At 46.1% G+C, this 13,641-nt stretch carries 9 protein-coding genes; 5 read left to right on the top strand and 4 right to left on the bottom strand.

Annotated features, from left to right (window positions below; translation table 11 throughout):
* Positions 1-51: 51 nt before the first annotated feature.
* The 3 genes from KN1_RS06830 to KN1_RS06840 all read left to right on the top strand — a co-directional run bounded on the left by KN1_RS06830 (position 52) and on the right by KN1_RS06840 (position 5,572).
* Positions 52-1,506, top strand: coding sequence for an aldehyde dehydrogenase family protein (locus KN1_RS06830; protein ID WP_225905613.1), 1,455 nt, complete (start codon positions 52-54; stop codon positions 1,504-1,506).
* A gap of 1,285 nt (positions 1,507-2,791) precedes the next feature.
* On the top strand, positions 2,792-4,237 hold the full coding sequence (locus KN1_RS06835) for an MFS transporter (RefSeq protein ID WP_221286510.1): 1,446 nt from the start codon (positions 2,792-2,794) through the stop codon (positions 4,235-4,237).
* Positions 4,238-4,603: 366 nt separating this feature from the next.
* Positions 4,604-5,572 (top strand): hypothetical protein, encoded by a 969-nt coding sequence (locus tag KN1_RS06840; protein WP_221286512.1) that lies wholly within the window; start codon positions 4,604-4,606, stop codon positions 5,570-5,572.
* Between the two features lie 1,433 nt (positions 5,573-7,005).
* Here KN1_RS06840 and KN1_RS06845 read toward each other — a convergent pair.
* A complete protein-coding gene (locus tag KN1_RS06845) occupies positions 7,006-7,962 on the bottom strand; it encodes a DUF973 family protein (protein WP_221286514.1) in 957 nt (318 codons plus the stop codon).
* Positions 7,963-8,266: 304 nt separating this feature from the next.
* Here KN1_RS06845 and csx1 point away from each other — a divergent pair, with 304 nt between their 5' ends.
* The gene (gene csx1 / locus KN1_RS06850; RefSeq protein WP_221286515.1) at positions 8,267-9,529 is read left to right on the top strand and encodes a CRISPR-associated CARF protein Csx1; all 1,263 of its coding nucleotides are present in this window, start codon (positions 8,267-8,269) and stop codon (positions 9,527-9,529) included.
* A gap of 42 nt (positions 9,530-9,571) precedes the next feature.
* Here csx1 and KN1_RS06855 read toward each other — a convergent pair whose 3' ends face one another.
* The 3 genes from KN1_RS06855 to KN1_RS06865 all read right to left on the bottom strand — a co-directional run bounded on the left by KN1_RS06855 (position 9,572) and on the right by KN1_RS06865 (position 12,264).
* Complete coding sequence (locus tag KN1_RS06855) at positions 9,572-9,919, bottom strand: nucleotidyltransferase domain-containing protein (protein ID WP_221286517.1); 348 nt, start codon at positions 9,917-9,919, stop codon at positions 9,572-9,574.
* A complete protein-coding gene (locus KN1_RS06860) occupies positions 9,907-10,311 on the bottom strand; it encodes a HEPN domain-containing protein (RefSeq protein ID WP_221286519.1) in 405 nt (134 codons plus the stop codon). The genes KN1_RS06855 and KN1_RS06860 overlap by 13 nt, the downstream gene beginning before the upstream one ends.
* A 579-nt stretch (positions 10,312-10,890) precedes the next feature.
* On the bottom strand, positions 10,891-12,264 hold the full coding sequence (locus tag KN1_RS06865) for an MFS transporter (protein WP_221286522.1): 1,374 nt from the start codon (positions 12,262-12,264) through the stop codon (positions 10,891-10,893).
* Between the two features lie 312 nt (positions 12,265-12,576).
* On the opposite strand from KN1_RS06865, the gene KN1_RS06870 reads away from it, so the two are divergent.
* Positions 12,577-13,176, top strand: a complete 600-nt coding sequence (locus KN1_RS06870; protein WP_221286524.1) for a methyltransferase family protein — start codon at positions 12,577-12,579, stop codon at positions 13,174-13,176.
* Positions 13,177-13,641: the final 465 nt, after the last annotated feature.

Below are 13,641 nucleotides of genomic sequence, written 5' to 3' on the forward strand. Positions count from 1 at the left end.
ATATACTTGAGAGTAAAAATTTAAATACTAGAATTACTAAATTATGGCTAAATGATAGAAAAAGGTGTCTTCATAGGGGGATACGTCGTCCCGCAGGACAGGGAGTTTTACGAAATCAGGAACCCCGCGGACTACAGGCAAGTGGTCTCAAAGTTCCCCATGCTTAGGAGAAGCGACGTGATAGAGGCCATAAAGGTCGCTAAGGAGACCTTTGAGAAGTGGAGGGAGACCACAGTCTATGAGAGGGCGAAGATACTGTTCAAGACGGCAGAGGTGTTAGAGAGCAGGAGCGAGGAGGTCGTCAAGACCATTACTTTAGAAGAAGGGAAGACCCTACCAGAGAGCAGGTATGAAGTGGAGAGGATAGTAGTACTCCTGAGGTTCTACGGGGGGCTAATCCTCAACTCTTTGGGCAGGACGATCCCCTCAGGTACCAAGAACAGCTTTACCTTAACTATGAGGGAACCATTGGGAGTAGTAGGGCTAATAACTCCATGGAACTTCCCCTTCCTCCTCCCCTCATGGAAGGTCATCCCGGCCATAGCTACCGGGAACACGGTAGTCCTCAAACCCGCCAGTATTACACCAAACTCCGCTTTGGAAATAGTTAAGGCGTTTCACGACGCCGGAGTACCGCCCGGGGTAATAAATATGGTGACCGGGTCGGGGAAGGAAGTAGGGGACGAGATAGTCACCAATAAGGACGTCTCAGCAATATCGTTCACGGGGTCGCTGGAGGTGGGCAAAGAGATAAACGGGAGGGTGGGGAACAGGTTTGTAAGGGTACAGTTAGAACTAGGTGGTAAGAACGCTACAGTGCTGACAGATAAGGGGGACATCGACATGGCGATAAAGCACGTGACCGCGTCCACAGTGAGGAATGCAGGACAAATTTGTTTAGCCACTTCAAGGTTCCTAGTCCCCAAAAAGCTCCATGACAAGGTATTGGACGCGTTGACCGAGAGGTTTAAGAAGGTAGTGGTAGGCAACGGGATGAAACAAGGGGTAGAAATGGGGCCCGTGTCGAGCAGGGAGCAGTACGAGAAGGTACTGAATTACATAGAGATAGGGAAAAGCGAAGGTGCCAGGCTGGTCTATGGGGGAGAGCCCGTAAAAGGTAGTGACGAATACGATTACGGCTATTTCATCAGGCCCACAATATTTGATAAGGTAACTGAGGACATGAGGATCGCTAAGGAAGAGATCTTCGGGCCAGTCCTCTCAGTAATGGAATACGAAGACCTAGATGAGGCTATAGAGATCGTGAACTCTACGGAGTACGGCCTTACAGCGGAGATAATCAGTAACGATATAAGTGAGGTCATGGAGTTCAGCCAAAAGGTCGAGGTAGGGAACGTGAAGGTAAACAGGCCTACCATTGAACTGGACCAGTGGGTGCCCTACGGGGGTTTTAAGGGGTCGGGTAACGATATATATAAGGAACTCGGGGAGGAGGCTATACAGTTCTATACGAGGACAAAGGTGGTGTATTTCCACTACCCGTGACCTTTAAAGGGATCAGTAGTCCGGGCCCTCATATCGTTGGTCGTATAGCGTTTAGAGTTTACCTTCAAATTAAAGTTTTTGACGTTCTATAGTTATTAAATATGAACAAAATCAGCGACCGTACCGTTAGACAGTACCCATGGTAGGTGCTTTAGCCGGTGTACTGCAGAGTACATAAGCCCGGAGCGGACATCGTAGGTGTAGCGGTTTTTGGAAAATTACCTTAGCCTCCACCCTGTCTTTGAAGGGCTGTGACGCTTATCGTCAGACAGTTGACGGGTTTACTCAGGCAATACGTGGTTGCCTTAATAATTTTCCCGGGGATTTACCTCGCTAAAGTTAGGTGACTGGGGAGAAAAGCCCCGCCTTTCCTTTTTTTTTTTTTACCCTATACATTTCGTGCACACCTTTACCAATTTTGGTGACGTGAATGACGGCCCCACAAGATGGTCGAAGGCTTAACGGGACTGTGAGATGTAGACCGCTATCTCTCTTTTACAAGGCCCGAGGCGTTCTATGATGAGCTACTTTCAACGTGTACCCCATTCTACCGTCCGCCGACACGACCCCAGCCTATTGGTCGGGGCGGTGAGCCATCTGGAAAGGGGAACCCCCGGAAAAGGGGAACCGGTGTCCTTCTACCGTATTATTTAACGTGCACGGTCATAGTTTGTGACTATTTTATGGTAGCAGTGGTACGGAGTCTCCTTACACACAGTAAAAGTCCCGCTACATATGAACACGATCTTCACTTAACTGTAAGCAGGTACCGGACGAGTCCCTCTTAGTCCTAGGACTGTACTTGCTAGGGCCAGTTTTAGGTGTCCCTATCACATGTCCACTTAACGCTCTATAAACTGTTAAGCACCTGATGACGGCGAGCCATAACTTGTCCGAACTAAAGGGCAATGTCGATCCCCATACTCAGCGAATTTTTTAGCCCTACACAAATGCACCGTTGCCCTTGATTAACCGACCGGGTATAAATAACGTGTCCTCACACAGATAAACCCAGAAGACTTCCCTAATAGCTGAAGAGCAGTCCCGAGGAGTTAATTACTGTCACCACGTATAAACGAGTCAGCGTAAAAATGAGTGGCTCTCTTAAAGATTACACAACAACCTTTAACTAGACCTACCAAGGTGAGTCCGGATTTAAACTTTTCAAAATGATTAAAACATGTACTCAAAAATTATTATATTCACTTATTTCGTTTATACGGTTTATATTTACTAGAAAGGTTTAAGTAAGATAACTCACATAGTTGTGGAAAGGTGGCTTTTTGTGGCTGAAAGTAAAAAGATCCACACAAATATACCTTTCAGGCTGGACAGGCTACCGTGGTCTCCTTGGCACGTTTTAGTGGTCATATCATTGGGGATTACTTGGATCCTTGACGGGTTAGAGGTCACAATAGTAGGGGTAATAGGGGACGTCTTAGAGAGCCCCAAGACCTTAGCGCTCTCCAGCTTCGAGGTGGGCTTCTTAGGGACAGCGTACCTGATAGGGGCGGTAATAGGCGCGATATTCTTCTCTTACCTAACAGACAGATACGGCAGGAAAAAGCTCTTCATGATAACCTTAGCTACGTATATCGGGGGTACCGTAGCGTCCGCGTTTTCGTGGAACTTCGCGTCAATAGCCCTCTTCAGGACTATCACAGGGCTCGGAATAGGAGGGGAGTACTCAGCAATTAACTCCGCTATAGACGAACTGATCCCGGCCAGAGTTAGGGGCCATGTAGACCTGGCTATAAACGGTAGCTGGTGGGTAGGGACTATCGTAGGGTCAATACTTTCAATATACTTACTGAACCCGCATATATTCCCCATAGACGTGGGCTGGAGGTTAGCGTTCTTCGTGGGAGCATCACTGGCGTTTGCAGTCCTCTTGATCAGGAGATACTTACCGGAAAGCCCCAGGTGGTTACTAGTCCACGGTAGGGAGGAAGAAGCTGAAGCCGTAGTTTCGGAGATAGAGAATAAGGTAAGGGACCAGACGGGCAAGGAGCTAGAAGAGCCGAGGAAGTACTTAGTAATTACACCGCGAGAGTCCATAGGTTTCGGAGACGTAGTGAACACAGTCTTTAAGAAGTACCCTACGAGGACGGTATTGGGCCTGTGGTTGATGGCCGGACAAGCGTTCTTATACAACGCCATATTCTTCACTTACTCACTGATACTGGGGAAGTTCTACGGTATCCCAGCAGACCAAATAGGGTTGTATATATTCCCGTTCGCTATAGGTAACTTCTTCGGCCCCCTGCTATTAGGCAGGCTATTCGATACCTTCGGCAGAAAAGCGATGATATCACTGACCTATATACTGTCCGGGGCACTACTTGCGGTCACTGGCTACCTCTTCTATCTGGGGGTACTTAGTGCGTTAACGCAAACCATCGCTTGGGTAGTAATATTCTTCTTTGCCTCTGCCGGTGCCAGCTCGGCTTACCTTACAGTGAGCGAGGTGTTCCCTCTGGAAATAAGGGCGATGGCGATAGCCGTGTTCTACGCCATAGGTACCGGGATCGGTGGGGTCATGGCACCCGCGATATTCGGAGCCCTAATAGGGTCAGGGTTAAGGATAAACTTGTTCTACGGGTACTTACTCGGGGCCGCACTGATGGCGGTAGCCGGCGTAGTGGAAGTCCTGTACGGTGTAAATGCGGAAAGGAAGAGCTTGGAAGAAATAGCTAAGCCTCTGACAGAAGTGGAGGAAATCAGGGAGTAAATAACAGACACGGAAAATAACCGCCTGCTTCCCTCTTCTCTTTTTCTCTTTTCTTTTTTATATCCTAACGGTTCGGCAACTCCTCATAATCGTTTTCAGCCCTAAGTATAAGCTCTTTTAAGGTCCTCACTACTTCAGGGAATCCCCCTTAAAACTCGGGGGTAAATCATGACCGATTAAATACTTTGATCTCTCGACTAAGCCCAATACGCTTGTCCCGCCTTCTGATGTCCTATAACGCTTAAGCCTATACGTGGACTACTACCGTTACCTAAGTCATGATCCATCGCAGTGATGCTACTCATTGTAGTGCCTCTAACCTTCTAAAAATTTATAAAGGTTAGCTCTAATGTAGTGTGACCTACTATGAGGAGGACAAAACTGGGCTATTCCTGTTATCCCTCTATTTTAAAAATACTTGTAGATATATTTGGTGGGAAGCCCTTGTTAGTGAAGGTAATACCGGTAATAGGCGCCTTAGCGGTAATTCTGGGTATTGTGTTTGCGGTTCCCTATTTCACTACGACACAAAACACTGCGAGTCACCCGCCGACAAGTGTAATACAGACTACCAGTCCCCTGAGCAGTATAACGACGAGTGCTTCACAAGTGAACAGTACGACCTCTCGAGCTACACAGACCGAGACTACCACCGTGACATACACGACTACACAGACCATTACGACTGAGACATACACGACTACACAGACCACGACTACCACAGAGACCACGACAGAGTCGACCGTTACTCAGACCACATCAGCTACCGCGTCAGGTGTACCGTTCTGTATTATAACTCCGTCCCAAGTCAGCGGTACCCTAGGCGGGGAGTGGGGTGTAGTGGACGACCTGAGCTTTGCGATAGTGAACAACAGCATCTACGTAGTGTCAGATAACGGGTCCTTAGTTAAGGCGAACCAGAACACGTCGTTTACTATAGGCTTCTTAATCTTTCTCGCGCTCGGAGAACACGTCCAAGGGCTTTCAAACGGGACTATAGAGTTGCTCTATAATAACGCTACTAACGGGGCCGTAAGCTTGGGCGGGTTTGAGTTCAATTACCGTAACGTGGGCTATGCACAAGGCGCGTTTATGGGGTTGGAAGACCAGGCGTCTACAGAACCGGGTTTCGAGAACGTATCACCAAACGAATTCTTATTTTACAACTATAACTTGTCTACTGCACACAGTATGGTGGTCTCAGAGGGTAAGATAGTAGAAGACGCGTCTATAATAGTGAAGTGGGACAGTAGTACGATCAATGAAGTCATAGTATTTGGTAACTCCACAGTCGCTGCTGACCAGCTGGTAACCTTGGTAAACTCAATACCTTAGGCCCCTTGTAGTGAGGTGCCGTTAGTAGTAGTCTCAGATAACTAAGTTTTGCTGAATCCTTCAATTTTCTAAGATGATAAGCTCGTTAAACTTTTTTAAGTTCAAAATCAGGCGTTGACTTAAAAGCAAGTTCCACGTTAACTCAGATAAAAATCGAACTAGTCCGCAAAGCAATAACTAAGAAAATTTTTTATTATATACTCCATGACATAAAAGGGACGATCGATAGACCTTGTCACCGGACGCGGTGTATTTTCCTCGAAAAAGACGGGACGTTACGGAGGTTTATCAACCTCCTGCTCCGAAATGCCTCGAGCGTTAGTACTACGATATAGGGAACCGAGAAACGCCTCGTAGCTCAATGGGACCCAGAGCTCTGGGGTCTAGGCATGAATTCAATGAAGATGACGGAGCTCATATCCCCTCTTTAAGTCCCCTACATGTCCCGTCTATATACCCCTTATAACTGTAACATTAGATAAAGACTCCAGCGGAGAGTCTCTCGCCTTAAACTCCCTCGCTCTTGCAGATCGGAGGGCAAGTCAGTTGTGCCAAAGTATAAGTGAGACCGTCCCCCTTCCCCCATTTTGGGGACGTTATGAAAAACTGTGTACTACCAAACAATAGGGTAGCTGACCGTTATGGAAGTGGGGTACATACGGGTAGCTAAGACGTACTTTAAGCTAACCTGATTGTTATTATTTTTATTATTGTTTAATTAAAATTTACAATCAACACGGTGATAACAATTACATATCTTGGTAAAAAAATATTGAGGGGATTTATTTAAAGATTGGACAGTAAAGAAACTATATAGCTAGAAAGTCTCTTTTTTCTATATCACTAATATAAAAATTAATAATAATGAAACATTACAGAGCTCATATTTGACCCGTATATAGTCACACCTCTTTTTAACTGCATAACATGAATACAAATTCTAATGGTTAGGGACAATAGGTGCATGTAACCGGCACCAACTAAAATAAGTCCCGCATTATCAAGGGGTTTACGCATATCAAGAAAAACTATTACTACCCAATATTGAACCGTCATACAAAGGTGTTAGTCCAATCGTAGTACTTTACAGAAAATTGTTATTAACCCCAGAAGAGATATGGGAGAAAACTACCCCCGGCAACCCTTTAATTCTACGAGGACCGTACCAAGGGCAATCTACATCAGTACTTGCTGAAAAATAAAGTTATTACTTCTCACCATCACTCACCTTAAGTTGGAGATAATAGTTAGGAAATGGGTGTCTTAACATCATTATCAGGACCGGTTTACTTAAATAGGGAAGACGCTAAAAAGCCCCTACTTTGCCCTGGGTACACACCCTATCGTAGAGGAAAATTTAGACAAGGAAAGGTTCAACACAGGTTTTGGACACAGCTTTCAGAGACCTTATAGAAGAAAAAGATTAGACCCCCTCAAGTGTTAGCTATGACTGGGAACTGTAGTGGAGAACCGTTCACCATAGCGGTCATTATTATTTTATATTGGCTACCTTGTTGTAACTGTACCTGCCCGAAGCTCACAGTCACATTAGTTGGTTGGTTAGGCTGCACAAAGTTAGGTGAAATAGACCCGGTACTATAGTTTGTCCCTTCTATAGTAGCGCTTACCAGCTGTGCCGGCTGATATGAGAATACTGTAAAGCTGACCGTGCCGTCGGGTTTTATGACCGCCACCGGACCGGTCTGGTAAATGGGTAAAGGTGATGAGGGTTGTCTAGCTTGGGGCTGTTGTTGCGGAGGTATGAGGGGTTGGTACTGATAAGGCTGGTACTGGTTGAAGGGTGGCTTCCTCAGTAAGTAACCTAACCCAACGTAGGTTATGATGAACCCTACAAACGGGAGTATTGTAGTAATTATCCCCCCTACATTCACCGTGTTTTCGTTATACTTTATCCCTACTCTGTGATACCCTATCCCGATCAATATTATCCCGAGAATAATTATGACAGACCCTGTGACGATCCCTCCGATAGCTATCCCTAGACCTGCCCCTACATGTACGTAAAGCAGTATGACACCTATAGGGTAAATGGCAAATAGGATCACCCCTACAAGGAAGAATATAACCCCCCACCTACCAGTCCTGGCCTCTTCCATATTAGAGGAAAGGTCGTTAAAGCCGAACAGCATTTCGAAGGTCGAGAACAACCCTATTCCGACCCCTATGAAGGGGAGTACACCAGCTATTACCAAAAGTAATAACGCTATTGCACTCGCTCCTGAAAAACCGAAAGATATTATAAGTGTTATCAAGTTTAGGAGTGTAGTATAGCCGAGCAGTATGCTTACATAGACCAGGAGCATTGATATACTCGCGAAGAGGCTCGCTAACCTCAATTTTCTGAGCCCGGAATATTCTTGATAACTCATGATCCATATTTTTTCATGAGACATTTATAAGTTTTATTTCCCTTATCTTTTCTGTTACTATGACCTAAACAGTTCCGTTATACCCGGTCGGTCTACAAAAGGCGTTATCGTCAGCATAAGGTGAGTGTATTTACGGTAGAGAGCAGAGGGCTAGCTCTTTATTGTCTACATAAATGAACAGAGTACACGGGGAGTACTGGGGGGCTGAAGCCCCTACACCTAATCACAATGGAGATAAAAGTGTAGGAGTGAACGGTTTTATAAGGCAACTAGGCTTAAATACATCTTTTTCAAACCATCTTTCATGAAGACCTTATTCGCCCCCATAGGTGATCCTAAGAACTATAAGGAAGTAGAATATGTGGTAGATGGCTCAGACCATCAATACCCCACAAAGGCGAGTTTCGACGCGATACGTAAAGCCTTAAGCATAGACCACGTAGTAGTCTACGCGGGGTTAAGCTTGTGTGACCTCACCAAGAACAGGAGTTACGAGGACTGTGTAAATTATGTCACAGGGTACGTAAAAGATAAGCTCAACATAAATGACATAGATTTGATTGTAGCACCTAACGTCTTTGGGAACACGTTCGTCCAAGAAGACAGAAAGAACACGCTCTTCTTTAACTTCATATATTATAACACACTAAAGTTGCTGGAGGACAAAAAGCCTGACGAAGTATATATTGACATAACCCACGGGATAAACTACATGCCCTTGCTGGCTACGGACGCAATAAAGCTCGCCTCATATACATACATGGTCAATGAGAAGGAGGCCCTCAATTTATCTACCTTTAATTCGGAACCTGTGGTACAAGGCGTTAGCGGGCCTTACCACATTACTAGAGTGTACGAGGAGAAGACGTCCACCCGGTTATCACTGCTACACGTTTTATCCCCCTTCTTATCTAAAGACCACAAGAACAAAGTGCAAAACAACGTGCTTAAGGGGGAGACACAGTGTGACGTAGACCTAATCTACTCGTCAGTGACAGCGCTATTCTCGGGCATATTCCCCTATATCGCCTTAATTAAGGGAGGGCTAGAACAGTGCTTCAGGGCAGTGGAGGACAAGCTTAGCGTAGTGGACTACATGAACTTCAGGGTCAAGACCGAGGTCAGAGACGAAGGAGGGGCTAGTAGACTGGTATATAAGGATAAGTTACCGGTGGAGTTGAGCCACCTCCATTCGTTCCTCGATGTGGTGATGAAGGTAACGTCTAACGTAAAGGCAGGAGACGAAGTAAGGCTAAGCGATATAGAAGAGATGGCGAAAAAGTTTTCTGTTTCAGAGACCGTTAGGTCAATGGTCTTAAACGAGGTAGACCTGATGAAAAAGAGGGGTATAGGAAAAGAGCCGAGGCTATACGCAGAAATACTGGCTAACAGCGGGCGTGAAGGGGACGAGCGTAGGAAAGCACAGAAGGAATGTGACTCTAATAGGAGAAACCTATACGCACATGCGGGCTTTGAACAGAACGTAACATACTTAAGGAAGGAGGGGGATGAGATCTACGTGAGCTATGGTAAGTGTTTAGAGAACGTCAAGAATCACCTAAAATAAGGGCCTGATTGTTATGCTGGCTCCTAATTCCGGTGAGTTAACTCAGCCTTGCGGAGCAGAGGTGTAGGTCAGTGCCACATACTCCTTGACGAACTTCAGGAACTCCTCCTCGTCGGCTTCATTTACGAACTTCAGGTCGACTAACTCGGATACCTCCTCAGGTAACACCGAGTGGACTTTGACTAACAGCTCACTGTACTTTTTCACGTCTAAACCCCTGACTATTAGCGCGATATCGAGGTCACTGCTACCAGACGCCCTCCCTTTTATCACGGAGCCGTATACTATGGCCCCCTTTACGTTAGCGAACCTCATGGCCCTATCGAGGACTAGGAGTGCCACCTCCCGCCAGTTCTCCTCTAGGAACTTGATCCTCTCTAACCCGAACACCACTTCTCACCCCATACTTTCCTCACAAGTCCGATTACCTCCTTAGCAGTACCCAGACACACCTCTGCGTCCTCTCTGGTGAGCCCATAAGACAAGTATTGCCCTCTCTGCCTAGCGTCCTCCAAGAGGATTAACTCACCCCTCTTGCCCCTTACAAACTCCGTAATTTCGTCCTTCAGCGCAAACGCTGAGAGGAGTGATAAGGGTTTCCTGATTTCGTGGGTCTCTGGGAACGTGTAGCCCAGGTACGAGATAGTGGCTTTGACCGCTAACTCCGCAGAGACTTGCGACAGCAACCCGGAAGCGTTATACAATCCGCGTTTAAATGCCTCCTCTGAAGAGACCAAGTATTCTAAGGCCTTCTTACAGAGTTCAATATGGAGCCCGTGCACAGTATGTAGTCTGAGAAAGGGTATAAAAGCTCTTCATGCTTTAGGGGCGTTCACGGGTCCGTTTCAATTTCCATTTTGTCTCGTCAAAGTGGTATTTTAACTGTTAATTATACATTAGGTAAAATTAATACTAAGATACTGACGAGAGGGTTATGAGGTGTTATAACTTAAATTAAATAGAATGTTTCACACACATTTGTTATTTGTACATAGAATTATACTAATTTGATTTTGATGGAGAGTATTAAAATTTGCAATGGAGACGAGAGCGGCTACGCTTGGGCAATAGCTCTTGTTTTTACCCACGGCGTGACTTATCCTTGCCTTTATCACTTTTGACCCCGCTATGCACACCTCTTTCGGGGGTCATACACAACCACCATTAACCCACTGGGGCCCTATGGATGAGTCGTACCTTTCATGTCCTTCCGATTATCACGAGATAGGCTATAGTTAAAATATTATGTGGGTCTCATACATTAACTTAAGTAAGGGCCTTAACCAAGCCCTAACCTTATCGAACAAGCCTACCGCCTCGTGGGTGTTCGCGCCCTTACAGACCTGGTGGGGCTTGGAATGCTACATTTTGTCCTCAGTCTTTTGCCCTTCTACTACCTCCATCGACACCTCTTCGAGTGGCTTTTTCCCGGTCTCAGGTATAACTAACAAGTACAACAGTAACATCACGATATAGATCGCTATAGACGGTATAAAAGCACCTATTAGCCCGTACTGGTGGACTAAGAGGGGGAACACTAATGTACCTATTGCCCCACCAGCTTTTGCCACCGCTACCACTATCCCTTGCACGAGGCCCCTGACCTTAGTAGGAGCCAGTTCTACTGCAGGCAAGCCTGTCCCTATTATAGGGTGTGTACCTATGTTATACGCAAAGTAGTAAGTGGAGATGATGAGGAATAGCCCGACGTCGGGTAGTACACCCCTAAGGACTACAAACAATGAAAGGATGAACACTAGTGACACTAATGAAATCGTTTGGGACAGTTTCCTCCCCTTATCTATTAACCATAGCCCAAGAAAAGCTCCCGGTAAGGCAAACCCTAAGTCGGTTACGATTTTATAAACTGCAGGGTCTGTTATCCCTATGCGGTGGGCTATAAGTGTAGGGCCGAACTCCTTTATCCCGATGTTCAGGTCTAGCAGCGACCAAAGGAGGGCGGACGTAAGGAAGAGCCTCCAGTTCCTCTTAAAGTACACCGGTACAGGCGTATTATCGACTGTTATGTCACGTATTTTTACCTCCTTACCCGTTATCTGCCTCGCGGCTTCGTTTAGGGCGTTCAAGTCACCTTTGACCCTCCCGAGGTACCTCACGGTATCGGGTAGCTTCCTCCTCAGGTAGAAGGTCCCTAAGGCGGGGACGGCCCCTAGGGACAAGGTGACCCTCCACAAAAGGGAAGGGCTGACGTGTGAAAGCAACAGCCCTAAGAACACGAGGGACGCCGCTATATCGCCTAAGGTTATCATGACGACTCTGCCTATTGCAATCGCCTTCCCTCTATCGGCGGAGTTTGAGTTCTCCGCTATTATCACGGGTGAGAGGACGAAGTCAGCCCCTACCCCTATCCCTATAAGTGCCCTGAGGAGTATTAACTCCAGTGTATCGCTCACAAAGAACTGGAGGAGAGACCCTATGCCCATCAATAGGACGTCGACCCCGTAATACTTCTTCCTGCCCTTATTGGACAGCAACCCGAACACTATACCTCCGGTCACCATACCTAAGTACCCCGAAGAGACTAACAGGCCCTCTAACAGGGGTTTTTCCTTGCCGGTAATGTGTAAAGAAGAGAGGACGATAAGTAAGGTAAGGGATATCGCGGTGAACTCGTACCCTACGGCGAATACCCCCATCCCCGTGATGAAGGTGTTCTTGCTTATAAACTTGTTCCACTTGAGGTCGTCTATGAAGGAAAAGGGCTTACTGTTCATATAATCCCATTTTATATCAGTGATAAAAATATTTTCTATATTGCCTATCTACTACTATATAGTAATATATAGACAATGTTTGTTTTCCCCGCAGTACTCGTTGGGCTATTTTATGAACTGGTCATTACCCCACCCCTTACTCCTTTACCGGCACAATGTACTAACGCTGCATGTATATTCGAATTGTGACCCGTCCGTACTTAAGCAAAAACGATGACCACCTTTTTCGGGACACCCCTTTTAAACCTTCATTAAAGTTTAATATTCGGAATACCTCCTCACTTTAATAAGTCCCGTGTGTAAGTCTACAACATGATACCGATATTTGCAAACGAGTTGAACGAGGTGCTGTTTTACACAGTCTTCTTTGTCTTCTATGGTGCGGATTTTGTAATGACTTACGGTATACCGTTAACTAGGGGAAGGAGAGAAGTGAGGAAGAGGGAAAGGAAGTCATTCTTCATTTTTTTCGCTACCATGTACTTTACCGTGACCTTCTCCTTCTTCTTCGGTTACTTTTCATATTATAGCGGTATCGGAGAACTACCGCTCTTATTTCTATACGTGGGGACTTCTTTGATTATAGTCGGGGAGTCGTTTAGGCTCTGGGCTATCTTTACTCTAAACAAGTACTTTTCACCCGTAGTTACTGTATATTCCGACCACAGGGTGGTAACACGTGGCCCTTACGGATATGTGAGGCACCCGGCATACGGTGGTGGAGCCATATCGCTCCTCGGTATAGCCCTATCTACCAGGAGCCTTTTTTCATTAGTATTGCTCCTACCGGCTATTTTAGTATTCAACTATAGGGCTAACATAGAGGAAAGGCTCCTGATTGAAAGCCTAGGGGAAGAATATGTAAAATACAAGTCTAAAGTTAGGAAAAAGTTTATCCCTTTTTTATACTGACTCCCTTGTCACCCCAATAACACAGTCCTCCTCGCCGATCCGGGACTACACCTGTCACATAAGGGGCAGCTCGGGGGGGGCCGGACTACCCCTCCCATTTAAGTTTGCGGTAACAATAACGTCACGGTCATTCTCGTAACAGAAGGCAAAACACTTGAACTGACTCAATTCCCGCCGTCTTTACGCCACATTTCGGACACGCATTAGACGAGTACCTGAGGTCAAGAAACTCCACAGCCATGCCTTTCCGCCTGACATTAAGTCCGATATTGAGCCCTGCTGTACGCGTAAACTAGAGTTTAGTCTGGGACTTTGATAGTCGACATGCTTGATCAAGTCTTTCAGGCCCTCTGGCTTCATTAAGTTAGTACTACGCGTGATAACGGCTTCAACGGCTAACTTACCGACCTTCTCGGCGAAACCTTTCATAACCCGCTTAGCCTTGGAGCGGAAGCGTTTTATCTT

The sequence above is a fragment of the Stygiolobus caldivivus genome (genome assembly GCF_019704315.1).
GTDB classification, from domain to species: domain Archaea; phylum Thermoproteota; class Thermoprotei_A; order Sulfolobales; family Sulfolobaceae; genus Stygiolobus; species Stygiolobus caldivivus.

Excerpts from the sequence above, each read along its gene's own strand:
- KN1_RS06830 (WP_225905613.1), top strand. The coding sequence starts at position 52 with ATGATAGAAAAAGGTGTCTTCATAGGGGGATACGTCGTCCCGCAGGAC.
- KN1_RS06840 (WP_221286512.1), top strand. The coding sequence starts at position 4,604 with ATGAGGAGGACAAAACTGGGCTATTCCTGTTATCCCTCTATTTTAAAA.
- KN1_RS06845 (WP_221286514.1), bottom strand. The coding sequence starts at position 7,962 with ATGAGTTATCAAGAATATTCCGGGCTCAGAAAATTGAGGTTAGCGAGC.
- csx1 (WP_221286515.1), top strand. The coding sequence starts at position 8,267 with ATGAAGACCTTATTCGCCCCCATAGGTGATCCTAAGAACTATAAGGAA.
- KN1_RS06865 (WP_221286522.1), bottom strand. The coding sequence starts at position 12,264 with ATGAACAGTAAGCCCTTTTCCTTCATAGACGACCTCAAGTGGAACAAG.
- KN1_RS06870 (WP_221286524.1), top strand. The coding sequence starts at position 12,577 with ATGATACCGATATTTGCAAACGAGTTGAACGAGGTGCTGTTTTACACA.